Origin of the sequence: Legionella busanensis (genome assembly GCF_900461525.1) — a bacterium.
Taxonomy (GTDB): Bacteria; Pseudomonadota; Gammaproteobacteria; order Legionellales; family Legionellaceae; genus Legionella_C; species Legionella_C busanensis.
The window spans coordinates 71,055-95,809 of the sequence record NZ_UGOD01000006.1 but is presented as its reverse complement, the minus strand read 5'-3'; the positions used below and the strand labels follow the sequence as shown (position 1 = coordinate 95,809).

Here is a 24,755-nt window from a genome sequence, read left to right as displayed (position 1 = left end):
CACCTCTTCCATTTCAATGGTTTATATGTTTAGTCCATTAATAACAAACCCATTTTATTTTTGTATGAAATAAAATGATATATGCAATTGCTTATAAAAATATTAATCATCCTAGTGAATTTATATAATAAACACTAAACATGCGCTCTTACTCTACACAGTTACCATCTTCTGCTATTTACTTGCGGCCTGTAATTTATAGCCGTATCTATCTCTAAGGTTGTACTTCTTATTAAAGCAATTTGTTTACCTATTTTTTTGAATTTCGATTAAATAATTTTTAATTTTTGCGTCAGTAGTTAATGTTGCTAGCTCCAAAGCAAAATAATTAATGACCTCCATGACCTCCATGACCTCCAGAGCCACCAAAACCAGTATTAAGTGCGCCGGTTCCTGAAGGATGTGTAGGTTCATTATGATTACTACATCCTACAAGTAAGCCTGTGAATAATAAAAATAGTAATAATGTGCGGTTCATGTCTATCCTTGTTTATTAAAAACTGCTATTTGACATCTAATATGATTTACTTGGGTGACCTAATGTAAGAATATACCAATAAAAGGAAAAGCCCTTAATATTTTAAAATAGCGTTTAACTAGTATCTTTGCACTTATTTAACTTAGATATTCTCTTTGTTTTGGTGAATATGTCCGCCATCACCACCAAAATCACCATAGGTATTGCTGGGTTCAGCAGATGTTGGACTTGGTTGCGTGGTACAAGCCGTCAATCCTAAGACGAAAATACCAATAAAACACAAAATGCAAAATTTAATATTATTCATTAATATCTCCGAACTAGTGTGAATAGTAAAAAAGTATTTTCCATGTACTTTCAACTTATTTTTTTTAAAAATCAATTAAATTAAGTACACTATTTTGACTTATTGGTTTGGCAAAATAAAATGCTTTGCTCGAATATTTTTCCTCTTTATAAGTTGAAGAAGTCATTATAATGGTTGGTATTTGGCGATTTAGTTCTGAATGTTTTTCTATGTATGTGATAAATTCATAACAACTAAATCGTTATCTAAATACTTATCTAGTAGTATAAAATTATAAGGCCTTATTAAAATAAGCTCAGATGCTGTTTTAATATCTGAAGCCATATCTACTGAATAATTTAGCTTTAATAAATGCGAACGAATGATAATTCGCTCTACTAAGGAGCTATCAACCACTAAAAAACGAAAAGTATTAATCATATTTAGTGTAAAATCCCTATTTAATCTTGGTAATAGGGCTTCATTGGCTTTGCTTTTCCATCACCATACTATTAAGAGAAATATACTTGCTAGGTTTAACGTTAAAAATCGCTCCTGACAATTTCTTTTCGACGGGCAAGGTTCGTTACTGGTTATTTCTCTTTAACTCGCAGTATCTCAGTTGCAATTTGCATTAAACTTCGAATTATTAATCATGCTTTACACATTCAAATATGTTCGCCAAGCGCAAACAATATAGTAACTATAGACACTTTTAGGCCATATACCTGCAAACATAACAACAATATTAGTAAGAACCATTAAGCTGTTAATATTCAGGGTCCTGTTTTTCAAATACCATCTTATTAGTTCTCTCGTCGTTTTACAGCTGGCTTTGTAGGAGGTGGTATTGTTATTATTATGGAGGCACTATCTATCCATTTATTTATTTTGGCATTACTATCAATCAATTTAAAACAATATCCCAGCAATGCCTTCTAGTAATTTAGCCAAAAACTTAAAGTATCTAATGAGGGAGCAGAGTCTAAATTCCCTTAGTTTATCTAGACAAATCCATATTCCTCAACCAACTTTACACCATATCTTATCGGGGGTGACTAAAAAGCCAAGCTCTAAAGTCATTAAGGCTTTAACGGAATTTTTTAATGTTTCAGCGTCATCATTAATTGACTGTAAATTGCATATGTATGACTTAATTAGTTTAAAGAAAGTGCCAATATATACTTGGGATGAAATCAGTCATTGTTTCAAAGAGTCTAGGTGTTCAGAGCAATTTATTTTCGGTAATTATGCTGATAAGAGTTTTGCTTTTTCTATTAATAAAGGTACTTGCCAGTCATCCTGGCCTGATAAAAGCTTAGCTATAATTGAAAAAGGCCAACTTCCAGAAGAGGGTCGCATGGGTTTAGCTTGGTTAAAAGAGCATGGGCTTATTTTAAGTAAAGTTTATAAAGACAAAGGCTCCTTTTTTATCAAGCAGCCTATGTCAAAAGAACAAATAACATTATTGAAGTTTAATTCTGTGCAAGATGTTTGGTATGGTCTATTAAGTGAATTAAGGTTAGAAGAGCAAGAGGCGATTGATGACTATTTACATTCATAGTTTATGTATTTTTAGTAATGTTGAATCTAGAAGGTATTTTTTTAGTTTACTAGTTAATGTGCTAAATAGATTAATGGCAGTTTCTTCTTTTTAATTATTTTTATTAGGTATTAAATCACCTCAACTTCTTCAGCTTGCAAACCTTTTTTGCCTTGGCTTACTATAAAGCTAACCCGACTTCCTTCCCCTAAGGTTTTAAAACCGGCTGTTTGAATCGCACTAAAATGAACAAAATAGTCTTTGCCACTACTTTCGATAAATCCGAACCCTTTGTCTTCATTAAACCATTTTACTTTTCCGTGTATCTTGTCGGTCATTTTGCTAACTCTTAATTATGAATATATAAACTTGTTATTAACAGTTAGTTTAAAGAAACTGTTGATAAAAGCAATGGCTTTTATTTGTTTTAAATGAGTTCAATTTAATAGTTTTCGTGATTAACAATATAAGGATTCGTGTACCCCTCAATTTTAGTGACCGCTTGCGCCCACCATTTCTCCTGCGCTGTTGGCGGAAATTGCTTATCCCACACCATAAAAAGGGTTCGCTGTGCTTCGCTTAAGGTGATGTCATATTTATACGCCATAAATAAATTAGCACGTGCCACAATGCCTTTGGCAAAATCCGCAGGCTCAACACGACGTAATTTTTTATCAATCGTAATAGGGCAGCTATAAAAGAGGGTATGGTTTTCTAACATGCTGTAACGATAGTTAGAACGTGCGCCATTAACAAGGCCTACAGCAGGCCATAAATTATAAAGCTCAGCTTCTGCTTGTCTAAATTGTTTATCACTTCTTTCACAGCATTTTCTGCCTTTATAGCGCTTACCATTTTTCTTAATGCAGATGGTCTCTCGCCAACATTGGAAGTGATTACCAAAATTTTCAGCAGGCATCATATGTTCATATTCAACATGATAAGCTCGTTTGATTTTGGCTGCTGATTGCATATTACAGCTTGCTAAATCAACTTGTAAGCGGGCATCAAATTTACATTTACAATAGAGCGTTTCGCGCTGAAATGCAAAAACGATTCGTGCTTGCTTTTTAGCCTCACTAAAGGTTTTAGGTGGCTGCGCTAGAGTAGAAAAAGAGAGAAGTAAAACAAAAACAACGCCTAAAAAGCGAGAGTATAAAATCATCAGAATAAACCATTAAATAATAAAAGGTAAATCAGCTTGAGCTTTATCACCATCATAAGACGTGTAAGGACTTGATAAACGTGTCAGTACAAATAAATTTGTTTCCACAGTACCTTTATTCATAAAATAAATCACGCTTTTATTAATATGAGAAGAATGGCATCTTAATACCAAAGTCTAATTACCTTTGTAACGTTTGCTACAATGACGCTGTTTAATTCTCATTAAAAGCTACTTCCTTTCATCACCTGCATTGATAAGCGATACCTTCTAAACGATGCGTATCCACTAAATGTGTTTGAGGATTGCCTGCGTAAGTGGCTTTATCACTAATAATGACTAATGTATTACCACCTAATTGAGCCGTCTGATTTTTTAAGATGTTCAATTCATCTTGATATAAATGTTCATGTGACTGATAAGCTTGGCTCACACCATTAACATCAGAGGCCATTAGTTTGCCTAAATTTTTACAATGTTTAATCGCTGCATGTGATTGAGTAACAGTGACTTTTTGTGCCTCAGGCAGCAAAGCTACATTATTGCTACACCCCATCAAGGCCTGCAATGCAACGGATAAAATAGCGTAAGTGATTCTTTTCATTTTACTTAACTCTCCTTTTATTTAAATCTTTTTATACTTTTAGTATTTTCGAGTGTTGCATGGCAACATAGCTCATAATCATCATCATGCTACTTTCCTAACAATAGAGCATATGACACTGGATTATCTGTAGCAAATTGTACTTGAACTATGGAGTTAGGCAACACCAAAACCATATCATACAAAAGACCATTGTGAATTGGCTTTCCGTCAATTTCATTGACTTCAAATACATGACGATGTAAATCCATCCATGGTCTTGTTGTTAAACACCATTCCTACCCATTTATTCACTTTTAATGGATTAATCTCAGGCCACGCCTGCTTATTTATTGTTCAAACGCAGCGCATCATGTCGCCTTCTAAATTAACTATTAAGGTTTGGCTAGGAGGTGCGTTTTTTGCTAAAGGTGTTGCCGTTTTAAACTGAAATCCTTGGTAATAGTTAAGCGCGCCTACTGTTAATACTCCTTCTCATTAAGCAATGAAACTTTAGCCTGTATTGTTGTTAAAATAAGTTTTGTCTGTAAATTCGTGCCCCTTTTTATTGCGCAAAGATAGGGTAAGCGTTCTCGCCTTAAGCAAAGCCAATCAATAGCAACAAAATTTTGGGAGGAGACAAGATACCTGTGCAATAAGTTATTTGGAACTCTTAGTAGCATACATATCCTGTCTTCCCCCTTTTTATTCTGTATTATTAACTCGACTGCATAGATAAAGTGTCTTTGTACATTCCGTTTGTAAGGTAGTATGGGAAATTTTAAATTGGCTCAACAATAATGACTGAACCTCCTCCCTGACCGACTCCTCTTTAAACCCTGAGCCAATGACAAGGTGGGCTGTCAAACTAATTTTATCGCTGGTTATGGCCCAGATATGTAAATCATGTACGTCTGAGACACCCTTTGTAGACATTATTCGAGACTTAATTTTATTAAAATCTACTCCTTCTGGTACCCCTTCTAAAAGTATGTTGATAGTTTCTTTGAGAAGTATCCATGTGCGGGGTAGCACCCAGAACCCAATTAAAACAGCGATAGCTGAGTCCACCCAGCCCCAACCAGTAAAGCGAATTAGAAGTGCTGCGATGATAACCCCTATTGAGCCTAACATATCACTCCAGACCTCAAGATAAGCACTTTTCAAATTTAAATTTTTATCTTTGTCATGCGATAATAAATACATCGACGCTAAATTAACAATTAAACCAATACTGGCAATAATTAACATACCCATGGAATAAATTTCTGGAGGTTGTTTTAGGCGCTGATATGCTTCATATATAATATAAAGAGCAACTACAAAGAGAAGAGCAGCATTAAAGGCGGCTGCTAAAATTTCAAATCGATAGTAACCAAAGGTACGGCGTGCATCAGCAGGGCGTTTACTCACACGAATAGCAATTAATGCAATAATTAACGCGGTAACATCGGTTAACATATGCGCCGCATCTGATATTAATGCAAGACTGCCAGTCAGAACACCCCCTATGACCTCAGCAATCAGAAAACCACCCGTTAATAAAAGAGCCCACCAAAGTGATTTTTCTCTCGAAACTCCTAGCCTATTGGGATTAACCTTTTTATCCATTAATTATTCCTAACAAAACATGAATCACAAGACCTCCGGGTATCTAAAAATTTAATTCTTAGAGGCGCATTAAACAAAAATTTTTATAGTATTCTAAATGAAACATCATGTAAAAAATGGCTACAAGAACAAATAGAGCAATATCATTATCTATGATTATCTCTGAGATGTTTTAATATTAAAAAAAGTTTACCAATATCTTCTTCGTCTTTAAAAACAAGAACCATCGTGTTATTTTCTATCTTTAAGATCTCATATTTAATTTTTGTAAAAAATTATGAATATTAAGCTCGATAATTCCACTTTCTGGAAGCTGAGTATTTGCTTTAATTACTGCCACACCCGAAGAAGAAATGTCAATAACCTCTAAAGCATAGGTTTCATATCGAGCCAGGATATCTCCTTTGTTTTTAATCCTAAAAAACTGTCTTCTCTCATCCATTGAGTAGCCAAATTAAAAAAGTGTTCTTTTAATTCTAGGTATAGCAGGTGATAGGCGTCAACAAGGAGCCCTGCTGATTCAAAAGGAACGGAAAGTCATAATTTTAAGCTAAATTAAACTTTTCGTTTTTATCGAGATTGCCTACTCCTATTTTTAGTATGTCTTGACAAGTCAAACAATTTTATCTAATTTTTTATTTAAACACTTGTTTAACTGTTAAAGTATATGAAACTGCCCTCAGAGAATAGTCTTGCAACAATAGCAGATATTTTGCGATTAATGGGCGAACCAAATCGGTTAAAGCTCTTATTAGTTTGCCTTGATAAACCGCAAGCAGTTAGCAACTTAGCAGCTCAATTACAACTTTCTGTACCTCTGGTTAGTCATCATTTGCGTCTTCTTCGTTCAGCACGATTATTGTGTGCAAAACGAGAAGGAAAACATATCTTTTATGAGATTGATGATGAGCATGTCCGTTGTATTTTAATAGATATGATTAGTCATTTTACAGAAGAAGTAGAGTGTAATGACAATGGAAAGATGATATGAAAAGCTCAATAACAACCTTATTCGTTCCGGGATTAGATTGCCCCTCAGAAGAAAAACTGATTCGAAGGCAATTAGAATCTATTCCAGAAGTGGAAAATTTAATTTTTAACTTTATCACTCAAGAAGTGACCATTGAGCATTATTTAAACACTCCTGCGTCTTTTGTGAAAAAGATTGAGGCGCTTGGGATGAAAGCCACATTAAAAACAAAACAGGAGAAAGAGCACTTAGAAGAAAATTTACACCCCTCATGGTGGATAATAGGATTTGCAGGGTTTTTGGCGCTCATGGCCGAAATAATTGCTTATAGCCTTTCAAATGAACAATCACTGTGGGTTGCCGTACTTGCACTCATCGCCATGGCCTTAAGTGGGAAAACCACGCTTAAAAAAGGGTGGTTAGCCCTTAGCACCAAAACACTGAATATTAGTAGTTTGATGCTGATAGCCATTACCGGGGCTGTGCTCATTGGCGAGTGGCCAGAAGCTGCTATGGTGACCGTTTTATTTGCGCTTGCTGAACGAATTGAAGTGTATTCATTAGATAAGGCGCGAGAGGCTATTCGAAAATTGATGGAAATTGCGCCCGATGTGGCGACTGTTAAAGTGGCTGATGGTAGTTGGCAGAGTATGCCCGTCAATCAAGTTGCATTAGGTGAGGTAATCTGGGTAAAACCGGGTGAGCGGATTCCTTTAGATGGGGAAATCATTCTAGGAAAAAGCAGTGTCAATCAAGCACCAATTACTGGTGAATCCATGCCTATTGATAAAGAGGTCGGCGATAAAGTCTACGCTGGAACTCTTAACGAACATGGCTCATTTCAATTTAGTGTTACTGTGGTAGCTGGCGATACCGTTCTTGCAAAAATTGGAAAAACCATTGCGCAGGCCCAAGCAGAGCGTGCGCCTACTCAGCGTTTTGTTGATCAATTTGCCAATTACTATACCCCGCTGATGATTGTAATTGCTATTTTGGTCGCTTTTCTTCCGCCTGTTTTTTGGGGAGGTGCATGGTCATTGTGGCTTTATAAAGCGTTGACCTTGCTCGTCATTGCTTGCCCCTGCGCATTAGTTATTTCAACGCCTGTGACAGTTGTTAGTGGTTTAGCCGCTGCTGCTAAACACGGTATTCTTATCAAAGGGGGATCCTACCTTGAACAAGGGCATCGTTTAAAAGCGATTGCGCTGGATAAAACAGGAACCCTTACTGAAGGCAGGCCCGTGGTTACAAAATTGATTCAACTAAGCGACCCAGGCGTGAATGTGCTGCAGCTTGCAGCCAGTCTAGATGAGCACTCGGAGCATCCTATTGCTCAGGCCATTGTTAAACAATGGCAAAAACAGCAACCAGCAGATTCATTACTTTCAGTCACCGATTTTAAAGCCCTTCCTGGTCGTGGAGTAACGGGCTTAATAGCCGATGTGCGGTATTATGTTGGTAACCATCAATTAGCTGAAGACAATCAGGTGTGTAATTCCACAATTGAAGCACAGCTTAAAGCCCTTGAGCAAACAGGACAAACCACCATCATTTTAAGTAATTCAGAGCGCGTATTAGCCATTTTTGCTGTAGCCGATACCCTGCGTCCTACCAGCCAATTGGCTATCAAGTCATTGCATCAACAAGGTATTAAAACGTGCATGTTAACAGGTGATAATGCAACCACAGCGCAAGCCATTGCCACTGAAGTGGGGATAGATGAAGTTCGGGCCAATGTATTACCTGCTGATAAACTTAAAGCCATTGATGAGTTAATTAAGCGTTATGGTGAGGTAGGCATGGTAGGTGATGGCATTAATGATGCACCAGCACTTGCCAAAGCGACAATAGGTTTTGCAATGGGAAAGGGAACTGATATTGCATTAGAAACTGCTGATATTGCTATTATGAATGATAACTTAGTTAAGTTGCCCCAATTTATTGAGTTAAGCCGTAAAACAGCAACTGTGTTGTTCCAAAATATTAGTTTGTCTATTGTCGTTAAAATTATTTTTTTTGGTTTGGCTTTAGCGGGTTTGGCTACCTTATGGATGGCTGTATTTGCCGATATGGGTGCGAGCCTCCTGGTGGTTGCCAATGGGTTGCGATTATTGACCTTTAGTGGTAAGTAGGTATCTAAGCGCTAAGCTCATATAGTTTAATGATTAAAGGATTAATTGAATGCCCTGTAACTATTGGTTTTTTGTATTTTTGCTGATGAATACATTAGTAGCTCAAGCAAGCACGCTAACATTCCATCAGGCATTAACATTGGCTTATAGAAATAATCCTACTTTACAAGCCCAAGCGGCTATCGTTGAACAAGCTAAGGGGCAATTTATTCAATCAGGGTTATATCCTAACCCCTCTGTAGCGATACAGGTTGAAAATATTGGGACCCCTTCTAGCCTTGAATCAGGATTTACAGGTACTGATACAACAATTTTAATTGAGCAACCCATCCCCTTAGGAAACCGGTTATATTATCAAAGACAAGCTGCAAAAATGGAATTTTTAGCGGCCTGCTTAAAATTAGCAGCAACCCGCGCCTCTCTTTACATCGATGTAGGTAATGCTTATGTGGATGCTTTTTACGCCCAATATTGGACTCATGCCTCCAAACGTCTTGTAAAACTCAATGAACTAGTAGTTGTAAGTATTAAGAAACGATTAGAGATAGGCGCTAATTCCGAAGTTGATTTGAGATTAGCCGAAATTGCCCTTGATGAAGCGATTATTGTTTTTGATAGAGCACGTCGGAATGAGTTAAAAACTAAAATTGCTTTATCTAATTTAATTGGCGTCAGGGGACTTAGCACACGTGTTTTAATTGAAAAAGGTCTCTCTCACCAATTAGACACCTGGGCCTCCATTAAAAAACGCATTCTGACAAGCAATCTGATTAAAGCACAAATGGCCTTGGTTAAGGCGATGGGGTCGCGCATTACTGCCGCTGCTAAGCAAGTCTGGCCTGATTTAAATCTGCAAGTAGGATTTCGTCATTTTCAGCTAAACCATCAAAAGGCTGCCGTGGTTTCAGCTGCAGCGCCCATTCCAATTTTTAATCAAAATCAAGGAAATGTCTATTCAGCACGTGCAAAACAGAGTGAGACAATTAAGGATTTATACCAATTAAAGTTAAACTTAGAGACTAACTTATACGGGACTTTTTTAGATGGCTTGCAATTTAAAGAAGAGGTGCAAAAAATTACATCAAGGATGTTACCTAATGCTAGGAAAGCAGTTGAATTAGCCCGGGAAGGGTTTGAGCAGGGGCGTTATAATTACCTTATTCTCAATAACGCGATGCTTATGCTTAACCGTGAAGAAGAACATTACACCAAAGCACATACCGATTACCATAAAGCAATTATTAAAATACAGGGACTATTGATGAGAGATAACTCTCAAGGAAAATAACAAATTAAAAAAGGAATTCGTGTGAAAAAGTACCATTATTTTTTAATCATCGCAGCAATCCTTATTGCAGGTGCGATATGGTGGTTATCAGCCCGATTGACGTTTGCCACGGAATCATTATCTAAAAGTACTAGCATCGAGGCAGAACACGGTCCGAATAAGGGTCGTTTATTCCGGGATAAGGATTTCATGTTAGAGTTGGTTATTGATGAAGCAGGCCAAGCACCTAAATTTAAAGCTTATGCCTCATTGAAAGGCAAAGCCATCCCACCGTCTAAAGTAAATCTTACAGTTAAATTAAAACGTCTTGAAGGAGACATTACTACTGTTACCTTTGCACCTCAAAAGGATACTTTAGTCAGTAATCAAGATGTGCAAGAACCCCACTCCTTTGATGTAACCATTAATGCAATTTATGAAAACAAACGCTACAGCTGGAGCTATTCATCCTATGAGGGCAGAATTACACTCAGTGACAAAGCAGCACAAGAAGAAGGTATTAAAGTCAAAATAGCAGGGTCTGGGGTAATAAAAAAATATGTCCACCTCAATGGTCGTATTACGCTTAACCGCAATACCACCACCGAAGTTCGAGCACGTTTCCAAGGGGTTGTTAAAAGTGTATTTGTTAAGTGGGGGGACTCGGTTAAAAAAGGCGATTTATTAGCGACAATTGAAAGTAATGAGAGTTTGAAAGAATATGAGGTACGTGCGCCAACCGATGGCCGTATCCTTAACCGAAATATCACACCTGGGAATGTGGCGGGAACGGAGACCCTTTTCACCATTGCTAATTTGTCAAATGTGTGGGCCGAGCTTCATGTTTTTCCGAGGGATTTAGGTAAAATTAATGAAGGACAAATGGTCACCATTCATTCCGAAGAAGAAGATAGGGAGGTGAGTGCCCCTATTACCATGATTCTGCCTACCACTGACCCACTTAGTCAAACGGTTATTGCCATTGTCACTATTTTAAATCCTGCTGGAGAATGGCGCCCCGGAACCATTGTTAGAGCCGATGTACTCATTGCGGAAAAACCTGTCTCATTAATGGTGAAGACTTCTGCGCTGCAAAACGTCAAAGAAGAGACAGTTATTTTTATTAAGGTAGGAAATCAATATGAGATGCGTCAGGTGAAATTGGGTGAAAAGGATAATCAATGGGTGGAAGTGAAAAGTGGTTTAAAACCAGGTACACATTACGTAGTCAGCAACAGTTTTCTAATTAAGGCTGACATTGAGAAGTCAGGTGCTGAGCATGAACATTAAATCAGGACGATTATGTTAGAACATATTATTAATTTTTCCATTCAGCATCGCTGGTTTGTATTGTTAGTTGTTGTCGGTCTCATGGGATTTAGTATCTACAATTTTAAAAAATTACCCATTGATGCCGTCCCTGATATTACCAATGTGCAAGTACAAATTAATACCGAGGCTGAAGGGTATTCGCCCTTAGAAGTGGAGCAGCGCATCACCTATCCTATTGAAACAGCCCTTGCAGGCATTCCTAAACTGGATTATACCCGCTCACTGTCTCGTTATGGACTCTCACAAGTGACGGTGGTGTTTGAAGAAGGCACTAATATTTATTTTGCCCGCCAATTAATCGCGGAAAGACTACAACAAATCAAAAGTCAATTGCCTTCGGGCTTAGAGCCTGAAATGGGGCCTATTGCTACAGGACTAGGCGAAATTTTCATGTACGCGGTGGAAGCAACTCCGGGGGCTGTTAAAGAAGATGGTAGTGCTTATACACCGATGGATTTATTGACGGTGCAAAAATGGATTATCTTACCGCAGTTGCGCAACACTAAAGGCGTCATTGAAGTCAATTCCATCGGCGGCTATGAAAAGCAATTTCATGTCATGCCCTACCCACAAAAATTACTGGCTTATCAATTAACGATTGGCGATCTTCTTCAAGCATTAGAAAAGAACAATGCCAATATAGGCGCAGGTTATATCGAAAAAAATGGTGAACAGTATTTAATTAGAATACCAGGGCAGGTGAAAACAATTGAAGACATCAAAAAGATAATTGTTGCGAAAAAGGATGAAGTAATTATTCGTATTGGCGAGGTAGCGGATGTTAGGTTAGGTTCACCCTTAAGGACAGGGGCTGCCACTCAAAATGGTAAAGAAGTGGTGCTTGGTACTGCCATGATGCTGATTGGTGAAAACAGCCGTGAAGTCTCTGTGCGAGTTGCTACCAAATTAGAAGAAATTAATCGCAGTCTACCCAAAGGTGTTATTGCAAAGCCTGTTTATGACCGAACTAAGCTTGTGGATAGAACGATTGCGACCGTTGAGAAAAATTTATTGGAAGGGGCTTTGCTGGTTATTGTTATTCTCTTTCTCTTACTGGGAAACATTCGCGCCGCTTTAATTACCGCAGCTGTTATTCCTATTTCAATGCTCATGACCATAACCGGTATGGTAGCGCAAGGAGTATCTGGCAACTTAATGAGCTTGGGCGCCTTAGACTTTGGTTTAATTGTAGACGGCGCGGTCATCATTATCGAAAATTGTATACGCCGATTTGGTTTGGCGCAACATGAGCTAGGGCGCGTATTAACTAAAGAGGAGCGATTTAACTTAACGTCAGTGGCCGCTGCTGAAGTGATTCGCCCGAGTATCTTTGGTGTAGTGATTATAACGGTTGTCTATTTGCCCATTTTTACTTTATCAGGTGTTGAAGGCAAGATGTTTCATCCGATGGCGATGACCGTTGTTATGGCACTTTTATCAGCCTTAGTACTTTCGTTAACCTTTGTACCCGCGGCGGTTGCTCTATTTATTAGTGGTCGAATAGAGGAAAAAGAAAATTTCATTATCCGCTTTATTAAAAAAGGGTATGAGCCTTTATTAAACTGGAGCATGAATAATCCATGGAAAATGGTTAGCGGCGCTATGATAATAACAGTGCTTAGCTTACTGTTATTCTTACGCATCGGTGCAGAATTTATACCAAGCCTTGATGAGGGAGACATTGCACTCCATGCCATGCGTGTGCCGGGTACGAGTCTATCCCAAGCGATTGCAATGCAGGCCACATTAGAAAAGCGCATTAAACAATTCCCAGAGGTTCGCGAGGTGTTTAGTAAAATTGGTACGGCTGAAGTAGCGACCGATCCAATGCCTCCTAATGTGGCAGATACCTTTGTTATGTTAAAGCCTCGCTCTGAGTGGCCTAATCCTAACAAGTCAAAAACCATCCTTGTTCAGGAAATGGAAACTGCGGTCAAAGAAATTCCAGGAAATAATTATGAATTTACGCAACCCATTCAAATGCGATTTAATGAGCTCATTTCTGGCGTAAGAAGTGATTTGGCGATAAAAATTTTTGGTGATGATATCGAGCAATTGCTAGTTTTAGCCAAGCAAATCAAGGGGGTATTACAAAAAATACCAGGCGCTGCAGACATTAAAATCGAGCAGGCCAGTGGTTTGCCGGTATTATCCATCATTCCCGACAACGCAGCTCTCCAGCGGTATGGGCTTAATATTGCCGATGTCCAAAATGTGATTCAAATTGCTTTGGGTGGCAAAGAAGCAGGACAGTTATTCGAAGGCGATAAACGTTTTGATATTGTAGTGAGATTGCCTGAGTCCCTGCGAACAGACATTAACATTTTAGAAGAACTACCCATTCCTTTACCGCTACAAGCTGATACGAGCAAATCAAATCCTAACTATGTTCCGCTAAAAGAGGTGGCGAAATTAACCTTCTCCTATGGTCCTAATCAAATTAGCCGTGAGAATGGTAAGCGCCGAGTGGTTGTAACCGCGAACGTTCGAGGACGTGATTTAGGTGGTTTTGTTGAGGAAGTTAAACGCATGGTTGGGGATAACGTTAAGTTGCCTTCTGGCACCTGGATAAATTATGGCGGCACATTTGAGCAGCTTATTTCAGCAGAAGAGCGGTTAATGGTAGTGGTGCCGATTACTTTATTACTTATTTTAGGTCTTTTATTTATGGCCTTTGGTTCAGCGCGTGCCGCATTACTCATATTCTCTGGCGTTCCTTTGGCATTAACCGGAGGAATCATAGCACTCTGGTTGAGGGGCATTCCCTTTTCCATTTCAGCTGGCGTAGGTTTTATTGCCTTGTCTGGTGTAGCGGTATTAAATGGGGTTGTTATGGTGTCATTTATTCGCAGTTTGATTGAGGAAGGAAAAGCCCTACACAATGCTATTGTTCAAGGCGCACTCACGCGTTTAAGACCTATTTTAATGACGGCTCTCGTAGCAAGTCTTGGTTTTGTGCCTATGGCCATTAATGTCGGGGCAGGCTCCGAAGTACAACGACCACTTGCAACGGTGGTTATTGGAGGTATTTTGTCATCCACTTTCTTGACCTTACTTGTTTTACCTGGACTGTATTTAATTATGCATAGAAGAAAGGAGAGTAGTACTGAAAGCTTATAGAAAGTTTATCTCTGTTATTTAATAATGGCTGAAAAATTGAGGTGCTCAAAAAGCAATTCGTTTTAAAAAGATAGCTTCTTCATAAACCCGTTCTGGTGGCATTAATAAGATAGACGGTTTTCCAATGATTTCTTTAGCAGAGTAACCAAATAGTCGTTCAGCGCTATGATTCCAACTGGTAATAACCTTGCAAGGGGATGGCATCATATGAAAATTCTACAATTGAATTTAACAGGGATTGCTCAATTTCTTGTTTTATTTTTTTACTAGGATAGGCATTATCTAGCATCTTACGTTCCATTTATCTTTTTATAAAATAAGTATAGCTAGTTTAGAAATTTCATTTTAGCGAAAGGAGGCATATAAAAACATTGGCTCTTTATTATTAAAATTTATTTTTATAGAGTGTGTACCTGTAATAGGGAGCTAATCCACTTATAAAATCGCAGGTTAATCAAGATGTTAAAGTGAATACTTGCTTGTTTAAATCTGACCAAAACTCAATCTGTGGTAAAAAGAAACAGGGGCAAGCTGTTTTATTGATAGTCCCATTTAACGCTTTAGGTAAGTATTTTTGCAATTATCTAATATGCTTTAAAATGAAATTAATGCTCAATTATGGTATTAAAGTCTTATTTATAAAATTATTCAATAATATTATTTTTTTGAATTTAAAAAAAATATATTTAATTGTGATTAATTTTAAATATTTCAACGGAAAAATTTCTACACTAATGGATTATAAATATGAAAATAATTTACTCATTGCTTGGTTTTGTAATTCTTTCTATCATCGCTAGTTGCGCAGGAATAAGGAAAATGAATTCAGGTGCGGAAAAAGTTAATTTGTATTTTTCCTATCCTACAAAAAATTGTAGATTTTTAGGGACCATTGAAAATCCGAATGTGCACGAATTGGTAGATATAAAATCTTCACTACGTGAATTAAGAAAGGATGATAATAATTTTCTTAGAAATGAAGGAGCAAGGTTAGGCGCTAATGTTATTGTTCTTTTAACCCATAACTCAAAGGGGTATGCTAGAAGATATGTAAGGGGCTCAAAAAATTTAACCACTATTTATATACATTCTATAACCGCTAAGGCCTATTACTGTCCATCTGCAAATGTAGCAGTAAAAACAAAAGATTTAGAGATTAATGAAACGCCTTTATTTAATAATGATGATTTTCAGATAAATGATTGAAATTTGTTTGTTAAATTTTAAAGTGTCTTGTAAGCTAAGCGCTTTTACCTGGATTGTATTTAATTATGCATAGAAGAAAGGAAGCGCGGTACTGAAAGCTTATAGAAAGTCTATAGTTGTATTTGGCTGATTAATTAGATTATAAGCATTGGTATTTGAGTTATGTGGAACTATGCTTCGTATTGCCTGAAAATAAATCGATATGGCTTGACATTATGGGTTGTATTTTTCGAGCCTATAAGCTACCTCTACCTCTCAGTAAATTTGTAGCAGAGCAATTGAGACTGCCTCCTTCAGACCAGAAAAAATCCATCCCTGATTTCTATTCATACTCGGGGATGAATTATCATGACAGATGGGAAACCCACCTTACTGGCAGGCATCTCTTCCTCACGCATCCAGAAATAACAAAAACAGCTCCTCTGACTTTCTTTAATCTGTTCGAGCCACCGCTCTATATAACGTTGCCTGTTAATAACAGCCAGAGTTCATTTACATTATTTAATGAAAAATTATTACCTCTGATTCATGAAAAAACTGTAATAAATAATTTATGTGAAGTAGTGGTCAAGATTGATAAATCAGAATATCCAGATGATATACTGGAATGCATTTTTGATTTCTATGAAATTCCGGAAAGAATAGCCAAGCCAATCCGGCAGGAGTATCACGCTTCAGTCACTGAAGATAGCAACAAAACCAGATGTTGTGATATCTGATTTTAAATCAGTTTATAGAAAATCTCTGCAACCCTTATTTGCTAAGGGCTCTATACGATTTTAAATGTAAAAAGTCCTATTTACGCACGTACCCTAACTTGTACCCACCAATGGTTTTAAAACCCTGCCTAATAGCGCAAACATAATATTTAAGGCAGGTAAGACAAAAAATCTGCAGGTAGAAAAAATTGATGCTATCGCCAAATATATCATCACAACACTTGATTATAGGACTACTTTTGATCCAGCTCAAACTGCAAAACTTGTACGATTTGAAATTGAGGCAGTTAAAAAATCGTAAGTAGAGGAGTCAGTGCCTAATTTTGCAATTAGCTGCACATAGATTAGCTCACTAATTAACTCAATTAATGTTTGAGTAATAATAACTGCTGGCAAAATAGGAATTGCCTCTGGCACAGCTAGCCCAAAAGGTAAAACTACTAATGAGTTCCGGGTCCCTGCACTAAAAGCAATTGCACGGCCAGCAAAGGCGTCCAGTTTAAAAAGTCTACTGATACCCCATCCAATCATAGGGGTAGATATAGCAAAGATAATATAAATAGGTATTACACCTGCTACTAGATTAACTATCGAAATAACTTGGGGCAACATCGATGTAATAACTATAAATAACACAAGAGCTGTTGCAGGTATTGGCAAGTGGCTGAGAATCGCTAATACCCATTGACCGTGTTGATGTCGACTTGCCCAATATTGTACAAGGCCTGCAAAAATAAGTGGAAGCGCAATAAGCCAAATGAAAGCATCAATGAATGGGCCTGATTGTACTAAAGTAGCAATGTTACTTCCAAGGAAAAAATTAATATAGACTGGTAGTAACAGCATTTGTATAATTAAGAGCAGAGGCGTTGTTGCTAATAGCGCTTGAGCATCACCTCGCCCTAGATACGAAAATGTTACTACATAATCAATACAAGGTGTTAGCAATACAAGTAATATACCAAGACGCACTAAAGAATTAGATGGTGAAAGTTGCATTAATATGAGTACCAATATTGGAAGTACTACAAAATTTGTGATAATTAATGTGCTAATAAACCTAATGTTCAAAAGCGCCTGCCTTAAGTTGATTAAAGGCACTTGTAGAAATGTTACAAATAACATGAATGTAAGTACCGGATTAATGCTGTGCCTAAGGGAAATTGTATTAGGAGCAAGCATAGAAACTAAAACAGCTAATATAACCGAGAAAAAATAGATGCGAATCTGATATTTCTCACATACATCTTTAATCTTTTGCATTTTCTACCTTACCCTCATTTATCAAGCTGTAATATACTTTAAAATATCAAAATAATTTAGAACTAACACTAAGTGTTGTGAGGGCAAGAGTTACGCAATAGCTAAAATACAAGCAAATCATCGGTATGTGGCTCATTATTAATCTCGCGATGGTTTTTGTAAGAGGGTATCGCTGGTTTAATAGCTTACTCAATCTCTTTTAGCTCACGCACCTCATCCTTTGATAATCTGATTAATTTTATTATTAGGCGGAACCAAACTTGAAAGTACACTTATTTAGGTGTTTCATATTAAAATAAAATGAGTTTGTTGTGATTACAGAAGTTTTAATAACAAAGCAGGGATTATGGAAACTAGAAAGAGTCCTGGCTGGCATGATGAGCCTTTGAAGGGAGAACGTGCAGGCCAACGTTCAATCCGGTTAAATAAACAATGGCGTGCAATTTATATTCTTAAGAAAGATAGCACAATCGAATTTATCGAGGTAATGGAGGTAACACCACATGACTACTAGAAATCCTCAAGCTGTTAATGCACTTGTGGCAACAAGAGATATTTGGGACGCCATGACCTTTGGTGGACTTATTCGCTCGTTGCGTTTAAGTGACGATATTACTCAAGTAAAATTAGCTAAAAAAATTGGGGTTTCAAAGCAATTTCTAAGCGATGTTGAGCACAATAGAAAAGATGTTGGGATTAGCTTTGCTAAGAAAATTGCTGATGCTTTAGGTTATTCAATCGAACCTTTATTAGAATTATTAATTGGCGATCAATTAAGAAGCCAGCATTTAGATTATATTGTAGAGTTAAGAAAAGCATGTTAACAGATTGAAATAGGACATTAACGAGTTGAATCCAAGAAGCCCAACACATTCTTGTAAGCGATCAAATACTAAAAGTAATTAATAATCCCCAGATTAATGCAAAGATAAAACCTAATAGTAATAAATCTGGTAGTTCTTTAAATAGCTGCTTCATTTCTTTATAAAAAAGGCAAACTTAATAGGTATCAGAAAATGTTTGATACCATTATTTTTATTATTCATAAATTTAATCTCTTCTATATTCTCCTCATATAACACCTTTAATGGGCCCTAAGTTCTGTAATACCGTGTATTTCTACAGGCGCTCTATCAGGAAACTCAGCGATTAGTTTTAATGAGCCCCCCATCGCTGAAATATATTTGTTCAATGTCGAAATTAACATATCTGAGCGTTTTTCTAATCGAGAAACGCCATCTTGCTTCATATGTAAGATAGCTCCTAAATCTTCCTGAGTTTTGGCCAGCGCTAAACGTAAATCGCGCAACGTCATTTCTTCAGCGATTAACTGATTAGCTCGCTTTTCAATATCATTTCTTCTCTTCTTAGGAAGAGATTTTAATTTATCATCAAGTGATTTAGCCATAATTCACCTCACTTTTTTAAATTTGATAAATGCTTATCAAACCGTTGGTCTGCCTTTTTAATTAACTCTTTATAAAATCTTTTTTCACTTCCCCCGGACTTATCTCCAGCAATAAGCAAGATAGCTTTACGCATTGGATCAAAAGCAAAGGCTAGCCTCCATACACCCTGATCTGCCTTAAATCGAAGTTCTTTCATATTAGCATGCTTAGAGCCCTTTAAAGTGTCCACATGAGGGCGACCTAGCTCCGGTCCAAATTTTTCTAATACCTTTAAATGGGCTAAGCACTCGTTCTGAACTATTTCGTTTAGTTCATCAAATTCATTATTGAAATCATCTTGAAATAAAATTTGCCATTTCATAAACTATATTATGTCATTAAATACATATGTTGTCAAATACATATGCATTTAATGACATCCTATTACTATAATATTATTGTAAGAACCTAATTTGGTCAGAATTAGATAGATAAGTTGATCTTAATCAGATCTTATTATCTACCTAATACAAATCAGGCTCACGAATAGTTAAGCCTAACGTTAGTCGATAGCAGATAATATTTTTTTTCTTTCTGAATGCCCATATGCATAATCAAGTAATAAATCATATAAATTTAGAAACGACTCTGATTGACTACGGCTACAGAGATAATTAAGCATGTAGAGGGTTGCAATAACACCCGCAGCATCTGCGCTGACCTCACACTCGTAGCCATTTCCTGGGATATAAAGTCTTAATGGCCCTGGCATCTCGGGCGCCATATAAAGACCTTGATTGCTAAGTTTATAAAAGTGCCAGTAAGCGCCTTGATATTGACAACAAAACTCGGTAAGCACGTTATAAAGGGCTGACTCAGCAATGCCATACCAACGGCCAAAGTAATGAGGCAGCAAATCAAGACGCTTCGCATCTGTTATAAGTGTCGGTGAGATAGCTAGCATATAGGGGTAACGCCCCCATTCGTGTCAAAATTTACGGTTTGTCGCTTAAATTTGCTCTGAAACCGTAAATTCCCCCACGTCCTCTATTTCCGGTTGAACAATAGTAGTATTTGTAAAATAGGTTCCCATTGTAATCAAATGTTTGTGCAGTAAAAGTGATATATGAGTTAATGTATTATCATTTATAACTTCGCCGTTGGTCTTAAGCTGAGCAATAATGTTTGTCATCTTCACTGTATTCCAATACAATACAGCGTTCGATACTAGACTTAAGCAACTTGCTTTATTCATGATTTCTTCGTAGTCACCAACTTGAAATTTTCCTTGGTTTGCAAAGAAGATGCAGCGTGCTAATTGATGGCGATGTTCCCCTTTGTTTAATTGGCGCTGTACTTTGTCTCTTAGGTCACTATCGGAGATGTATTGTAAAATATATTCTGTTTTAAGTATGCGACCTAATTGTGTAAATGCTTTTGATAGCTTGTCATAGGGTGAGCCTTTCGAAAACCGCCTAATAATTTCATGAGCGGGGCTTAACTTCTTTTTCAAAGAGGCTGCCACTCGTACCATTTGGTCAAACTGCTCTATCACTGGCTCAATAGAAGCGGTTTTAGTTAGCAGTGCATCTAATTCACCATAAGCAATTTCTTTATCAATACGATAAAGTTGCTGAGATTTTAAATCTTTAATTCTTGGCATAAATCGAATACCAAGTAAATAACATAGTGCAAACACGTGCTCAGTGAAGCCTTCTGTATCTGTAGTATGTTCTTTAATGGCAAGAATTGTGTTGTTGCCTAACAAACCATCAATGACATAAAGCGATTCGCGTGGGGCGCATGAAATAGCTTGCGTATTAAGTACTGATAGTTGATTTGACGTATGCGTGTAGATACCAATCATTTTATCGTAGTAGCCCGCGTATCTTGGATAGTATGAAGAAAGTAGACTACTTGCAGTAATAATAAATCGTTGTCCATCTGATGATGACATTTTGCCATCGCCGTAGTTCTGGCTTAAATCTAACTGAGTATGTTGATTTACCAATTCTGCATTAGCCGCTTTAATCGTTTCTTCCCGAATGCAGGTATCGGTCACATGGCGCATCATTTTTGCGGTGATATCGGATATGCAATTCTCCATAGTTGCAAGGCCAATATTAGTTGCTTGTGCCAGAATGCTAGCAATCAAGGTTTTATAAAAATTCTCTGGTCTCCCTTTTTGTCCATGAATTGGCGTAAAATGTTTAGTAAAGCCCGTTAGGTGATCAACTTCAATTAATAGTTGCTCTATTTTTATCTTCGGCATGTATGAATTGATCAGTGCTTGTAATCGCTCTACATCATCGGGAATATCGATTTTGTCTTTTCTTTTTAGAAATAGATTGCCGTTTTTAATGTTAGCAAAATCATCGCTCTTAAAGCGGTTGGCAGCAGCCATAGCTGAGCGATGAAAGTTTTCAACAATTTTGCCCACCGCAATCTTTACATCTTGTATAATCTCTAGCGCTTGATAACTATTTACTTTTTCTTGCTGCCACTCATAATCTTGATAGATTAAATTCCAGAAAGAGGCATATTTGTTACTATGCTCGACGTATAAATCACCTGATCGAAAACCATCTTTAATAGCAACTGCAAGTCCCATTTCCCAAAGACTGCGTTTGATTTCTCCATTTTTATCTCGCATGGCAATGGTTAACTGCCCATCCATAAATCTGGTATCCATGTCACTGGGTATCTTAGTCATTTCTTGCTTATCGAGCTTGCGGACCAGCTCAATTGATTGCTGTAATGAAGGGCTACCTTTTTCAAAAAGAAAGGGCAATTGAATAAAATCAGCAAAATAACGACGCATACTACTATAACGGTTTTGAAGGAGCTTCGCATAACCAAAACGGCTCAACACCTGGTATTCGTGCATATCGTTTCTAGCCCGCTGTAGGTCGGACTTTTGGGTTGAACGCGAATAAAGATCGCTAACTAATAAGTTGTAATCATCTTCTTGAACTAAAATAAAGTCAATAAAACGCTCGATCTTATCAATAGCTCGTTCATTTTTATGCTTATAAAGCTTCAAATTTTTATGATGTGTGTTTCGGCATTCACGACATACATTGGAAATGTATTGATCGTGTAATTGAATAAGGTAATCCATCAAGACTTTTTTTGACTCTGCCAAAAATAATACCATCAATGCATAACGCTTTGGTGGTTTAAAGCGTCTTATCTTGTAAGCATCATAATGCTTGGCTAGTTGATAAAGGTGTTTAACAAGCTCTTGCTCTATGATGCTCATATCGACTATTGATAAATCTATTTTTTCAAGCTTTTGATAGCGTTGGAAATAGTCTTGCAGCACTGAAATACTACTGGATCCTGGATATTCCTTAAATTTTTGGAACCACGTAATATCTTCATTAGGAATAATCTCAAGTGTCTCGTCAATCGCATGGATTAATGCTTCAGATAGCTGCTGATAAATTTGAGTAAATATTTTCTCTTGATGCTGTGAGCAAAAAGAATTGATTTCTCGCCTTAAATAATACAGCGTTGGCAAAACAACCTTATTAGCAATTAAAAAAGCTTCGGCCTCTGAGACTAGATTTTCTGGAATCAGCATCCCAGTCTGCATTTTTTGTTTTAACCAGTCGTAAAAGATGGCTTTGCTATCATTGAAAGGTTTGAAATTTAAATGGGAAAAAATTGATTTCTTGTAGTCAGTTCTCGTGGCATCGCGCCTGGGTAAATCGACCGTGCCCACGATATCTAAATTTAACAATTTACAAGCGTGTCCAATAATACGCGTATCAAGCGTGTTAGGGTTATCCATTAATTGACCAAATAATCTCAAGGCACAAATTTGCAGAAAACCCCATAATTGATACTGTTTCTTGAATTTTTTAATGAAAATCGAATCAGCTGCGCTTAAAGACCAATCGCGAATAATTTCATCTTCAGAAAGATTTGCCTGTTGTTTCATTAATAAATTAGTCTTGTTTTCTTAAATATTGGTATAACGTTTCCCGACTAATACCTAAATCGCATGCAATATGGCTTTTCTTCTCACCATTGGCAACGCGAATTTTAATTTCGTCAATTTGTTCTTTCGCAAGTGCCGCTTTACGTCCCTTATAGGCACCCCGTTTTTTAGCAAGGGCAATGCCTTCCATTTGGCGCTCTTTAATAAGCGAGCGCTCAAATTCAGCAAAGGCGCCCATAACAGATAACAGTAATGTTGACATGGGTGAGTCTTCGCCTGTAAAGGTTAACCCCTCTTTCAAGAACTCGATTTTGATTTGTTGGGAAGTCAAATGAGTCACGAGCCTTCGTAAGTCATCTAAATTACGTGCGAGTCTATCCATACTATGTACAACAATAACGTCACCATCACGCGCATAATCAAGCAAAGCTTCAAGTTGGGGTCGAGCAGTATTTTTTCCAGACGCTTTATCAATAAATTTTTTATGTACGCTTATACCTTCAAGTTGCCTTTCTGGATTTTGATCAAAACTGCTGACTCGAATATAACCTATTTTCTTTCCTGACATTATTTTATCCATTAAAATACAAAAGTGTCAGGTTGAAGTTTAAGAAGTTAATATCGATGTGTCAATTAAATTAATTATCAACCCTAAATTGACATATAAAGCTATTTATATCTGACGTCAGTTTAGAGTACACTTTACTCTGACAATAAATGAAGATCCTTATGAGTGAGAAAATTATTATCCGACAGTATGATTGTAACGACGCACAGGATTTGGTAAATATTTACTATCACACCATTCATAATATTAATTCTAAAGATTATTCTGAAGAGCAGATTAATATTTGGGCACCGTCCTCTTCCTTAGACGCAACAGGCTGGAAAGAAAAATGGGAAAAAATAATTCCTATTGTTGCGCAAATAGGTACTAAGGTAGTTGGATTTGTGGAGTTTGAATCTAATGGTCACATTGATTGTTTTTATGTCCATCACGAATATCAAGGTTGTTATATAGGTTCCTCATTAATGAAAGAGATTTTTAATAAAGCAAATACCTTGAAATTAAAACAGGTGTTTGCTGAAGTTAACATTACAGCAAAACCATTTTTTGGATCAAAAGGATTTAAAGTCATTAAAAAACAAAATATGAATATTAGAGGGGTCAAACTTATAAATTTTGTTATGGATAACGATAAACCACACGAGTATGGGCGTTACTCCTATGAATAAAGTGATTATTTTTGGATCTTCTCGTAGTTTTGGTAACACCAGAAAAGTTGTAGATGAAATATTAGGTCACTCTGGCATTGAATTAATTGATTTAAATGAATTCAATATCGGCCTTTTTGATTACGAGTATCGTAATAGAAATGATGATTTTATACCTTTAATAGAAAAGCTGATTGCCTACGATACTTGGATAATTGCAACGCCGGTATATTGGTACTCAATGAGCACGCAACACAAAATATTTTTTGACAGATTTAGCGACTTGCTAAAAATCAGGAAAGATTTAGGTCGTAAATTACGAAGCAAGAAGTTGTTTGTCATAGCAAGTTTTCAATCTTCCTATCCGAGAGGTTTTGAAGATATATTTGAGCAAATATGCGAATATATTGGAATGGAATACTTAGGTTCCAGCTTTTTTTATAGCGGAATCGAAAATGCCGAGTTTTTGCAAAACAATATATTACATGTTGAAAAAATGAAATTGGACATTCTTTCATGATTTTAAGCACA

26 protein-coding genes and 1 pseudogene are annotated in these 24,755 nt (G+C 36.9%); 12 read left to right on the top strand and 15 right to left on the bottom strand.

The window, feature by feature from the left end; genetic code table 11:
* Positions 1–328: 328 nt before the first annotated feature.
* The 3 genes from DYH30_RS18110 to DYH30_RS17360 all read right to left on the bottom strand — a co-directional run bounded on the left by DYH30_RS18110 (position 329) and on the right by DYH30_RS17360 (position 1,205).
* Positions 329–478, bottom strand: coding sequence for a hypothetical protein (locus DYH30_RS18110; RefSeq protein WP_160116252.1), 150 nt, complete (start codon positions 476–478; stop codon positions 329–331).
* 142 nt (positions 479–620) lie between these two features.
* Positions 621–785: a hypothetical protein gene (locus DYH30_RS18145; protein WP_165482176.1), complete on the bottom strand. Its 165-nt coding sequence runs from the start codon at positions 783–785 to the stop codon at positions 621–623.
* Positions 786–992: 207 nt separating this feature from the next.
* On the bottom strand, positions 993–1,205 hold the full coding sequence (locus DYH30_RS17360; RefSeq protein WP_115333002.1) for a response regulator transcription factor: 213 nt from the start codon (positions 1,203–1,205) through the stop codon (positions 993–995).
* Positions 1,206–1,734: 529 nt separating this feature from the next.
* Between DYH30_RS17360 and DYH30_RS17355 the strand changes: the two genes are divergently transcribed.
* Complete coding sequence (locus DYH30_RS17355; RefSeq protein ID WP_160116251.1) at positions 1,735–2,328, top strand: hypothetical protein; 594 nt, start codon at positions 1,735–1,737, stop codon at positions 2,326–2,328.
* Positions 2,329–2,438: 110 nt separating this feature from the next.
* Here the strand turns inward: DYH30_RS17355 and DYH30_RS17350 are convergent, their stop codons facing one another.
* From DYH30_RS17350 to DYH30_RS17330, 5 genes and pseudogenes are all read right to left on the bottom strand, one after another.
* The gene (locus tag DYH30_RS17350) at positions 2,439–2,645 is read right to left on the bottom strand and encodes a cold-shock protein (RefSeq protein ID WP_115333000.1); all 207 of its coding nucleotides are present in this window, start codon (positions 2,643–2,645) and stop codon (positions 2,439–2,441) included.
* A 104-nt stretch (positions 2,646–2,749) separates the two neighbouring features.
* Positions 2,750–3,472 (bottom strand): endonuclease, encoded by a 723-nt coding sequence (locus DYH30_RS17345; RefSeq protein ID WP_115332999.1) that lies wholly within the window; start codon positions 3,470–3,472, stop codon positions 2,750–2,752.
* 244 nt (positions 3,473–3,716) lie between these two features.
* A complete protein-coding gene (locus DYH30_RS17340) occupies positions 3,717–4,076 on the bottom strand; it encodes a DUF4156 domain-containing protein (protein ID WP_115332998.1) in 360 nt (119 codons plus the stop codon).
* 684 nt (positions 4,077–4,760) lie between these two features.
* The gene (locus DYH30_RS17335) at positions 4,761–5,666 is read right to left on the bottom strand and encodes a cation diffusion facilitator family transporter (protein WP_115332997.1); all 906 of its coding nucleotides are present in this window, start codon (positions 5,664–5,666) and stop codon (positions 4,761–4,763) included.
* Positions 5,667–5,812: 146 nt separating this feature from the next.
* Positions 5,813–6,108 (bottom strand): annotated as a pseudogene (locus DYH30_RS17330) (PilZ domain-containing protein).
* A gap of 225 nt (positions 6,109–6,333) precedes the next feature.
* On the opposite strand from DYH30_RS17330, the gene DYH30_RS17325 reads away from it, so the two are divergent.
* The 5 genes from DYH30_RS17325 to DYH30_RS17305 are packed head-to-tail and all read left to right on the top strand — an operon-like array spanning position 6,334 to position 14,487.
* Positions 6,334–6,657 (top strand): ArsR/SmtB family transcription factor, encoded by a 324-nt coding sequence (locus DYH30_RS17325; RefSeq protein ID WP_423202842.1) that lies wholly within the window; start codon positions 6,334–6,336, stop codon positions 6,655–6,657.
* Complete coding sequence (locus tag DYH30_RS17320) at positions 6,654–8,768, top strand: heavy metal translocating P-type ATPase (protein WP_115332995.1); 2,115 nt, start codon at positions 6,654–6,656, stop codon at positions 8,766–8,768. The genes DYH30_RS17325 and DYH30_RS17320 overlap by 4 nt, the downstream gene beginning before the upstream one ends.
* Positions 8,769–8,817: 49 nt before the next feature.
* Positions 8,818–10,056 carry a TolC family protein gene (locus tag DYH30_RS17315; protein ID WP_115332994.1) on the top strand — a complete coding sequence of 413 codons (1,239 nt, stop codon included), beginning with the start codon at positions 8,818–8,820 and terminating at the stop codon, positions 10,054–10,056.
* 21 nt (positions 10,057–10,077) lie between these two features.
* Positions 10,078–11,325, top strand: a complete 1,248-nt coding sequence (locus tag DYH30_RS17310; protein WP_115332993.1) for an efflux RND transporter periplasmic adaptor subunit — start codon at positions 10,078–10,080, stop codon at positions 11,323–11,325.
* A 12-nt stretch (positions 11,326–11,337) separates the two neighbouring features.
* Positions 11,338–14,487, top strand: coding sequence for an efflux RND transporter permease subunit (locus tag DYH30_RS17305; protein WP_115332992.1), 3,150 nt, complete (start codon positions 11,338–11,340; stop codon positions 14,485–14,487).
* A 45-nt stretch (positions 14,488–14,532) separates the two neighbouring features.
* On the opposite strand, the gene DYH30_RS18220 is transcribed toward DYH30_RS17305, so the two are convergent.
* Positions 14,533–14,694 (bottom strand): PAS domain-containing protein, encoded by a 162-nt coding sequence (locus tag DYH30_RS18220; RefSeq protein ID WP_207385801.1) that lies wholly within the window; start codon positions 14,692–14,694, stop codon positions 14,533–14,535.
* 540 nt (positions 14,695–15,234) lie between these two features.
* On the opposite strand from DYH30_RS18220, the gene DYH30_RS17295 reads away from it, so the two are divergent.
* Both DYH30_RS17295 and DYH30_RS17290 read left to right on the top strand, forming a co-directional pair.
* On the top strand, positions 15,235–15,693 hold the full coding sequence (locus DYH30_RS17295; protein ID WP_115332991.1) for a DUF4156 domain-containing protein: 459 nt from the start codon (positions 15,235–15,237) through the stop codon (positions 15,691–15,693).
* A 155-nt stretch (positions 15,694–15,848) separates the two neighbouring features.
* Complete coding sequence (locus tag DYH30_RS17290) at positions 15,849–16,412, top strand: hypothetical protein (protein WP_147285963.1); 564 nt, start codon at positions 15,849–15,851, stop codon at positions 16,410–16,412.
* Positions 16,413–16,661: 249 nt separating this feature from the next.
* On the opposite strand, the gene DYH30_RS17285 is transcribed toward DYH30_RS17290, so the two are convergent.
* The gene (locus tag DYH30_RS17285) at positions 16,662–17,594 is read right to left on the bottom strand and encodes an arsenic resistance protein (protein ID WP_278043149.1); all 933 of its coding nucleotides are present in this window, start codon (positions 17,592–17,594) and stop codon (positions 16,662–16,664) included.
* 427 nt (positions 17,595–18,021) lie between these two features.
* Between DYH30_RS17285 and DYH30_RS17280 the strand changes: the two genes are divergently transcribed.
* Entirely contained in the window at positions 18,022–18,189 is a 168-nt protein-coding gene (locus tag DYH30_RS17280; RefSeq protein WP_242604765.1) for a hypothetical protein, read from the top strand.
* Positions 18,179–18,499 (top strand): helix-turn-helix domain-containing protein, encoded by a 321-nt coding sequence (locus DYH30_RS17275; protein ID WP_115332988.1) that lies wholly within the window; start codon positions 18,179–18,181, stop codon positions 18,497–18,499. Before DYH30_RS17280 ends, DYH30_RS17275 begins: the two co-directional genes overlap by 11 nt.
* Positions 18,500–18,759: 260 nt before the next feature.
* Here the strand turns inward: DYH30_RS17275 and DYH30_RS17270 are convergent, their stop codons facing one another.
* The 5 genes from DYH30_RS17270 to DYH30_RS17250 form a co-directional block, all read right to left on the bottom strand.
* Positions 18,760–19,083, bottom strand: coding sequence for a helix-turn-helix domain-containing protein (locus DYH30_RS17270; RefSeq protein ID WP_115332987.1), 324 nt, complete (start codon positions 19,081–19,083; stop codon positions 18,760–18,762).
* An 8-nt stretch (positions 19,084–19,091) separates the two neighbouring features.
* Positions 19,092–19,445, bottom strand: a complete 354-nt coding sequence (locus tag DYH30_RS17265) for a type II toxin-antitoxin system RelE/ParE family toxin (RefSeq protein WP_115332986.1) — start codon at positions 19,443–19,445, stop codon at positions 19,092–19,094.
* A 180-nt stretch (positions 19,446–19,625) separates the two neighbouring features.
* Positions 19,626–20,027: an antirestriction protein gene (locus tag DYH30_RS17260; RefSeq protein ID WP_115332985.1), complete on the bottom strand. Its 402-nt coding sequence runs from the start codon at positions 20,025–20,027 to the stop codon at positions 19,626–19,628.
* A gap of 45 nt (positions 20,028–20,072) precedes the next feature.
* Positions 20,073–23,009, bottom strand: coding sequence for a Tn3 family transposase (locus DYH30_RS17255; RefSeq protein ID WP_115332984.1), 2,937 nt, complete (start codon positions 23,007–23,009; stop codon positions 20,073–20,075).
* A 7-nt stretch (positions 23,010–23,016) separates the two neighbouring features.
* Positions 23,017–23,577, bottom strand: a complete 561-nt coding sequence (locus DYH30_RS17250) for a recombinase family protein (RefSeq protein ID WP_115332983.1) — start codon at positions 23,575–23,577, stop codon at positions 23,017–23,019.
* Between the two features lie 161 nt (positions 23,578–23,738).
* On the opposite strand from DYH30_RS17250, the gene DYH30_RS17245 reads away from it, so the two are divergent.
* Both DYH30_RS17245 and DYH30_RS17240 read left to right on the top strand, forming a co-directional pair.
* Positions 23,739–24,245 (top strand): GNAT family N-acetyltransferase, encoded by a 507-nt coding sequence (locus tag DYH30_RS17245; protein ID WP_115332982.1) that lies wholly within the window; start codon positions 23,739–23,741, stop codon positions 24,243–24,245.
* Complete coding sequence (locus DYH30_RS17240) at positions 24,238–24,744, top strand: flavodoxin family protein (RefSeq protein WP_115332981.1); 507 nt, start codon at positions 24,238–24,240, stop codon at positions 24,742–24,744. Before DYH30_RS17245 ends, DYH30_RS17240 begins: the two co-directional genes overlap by 8 nt.
* Positions 24,745–24,755 lie beyond the last annotated feature (11 nt).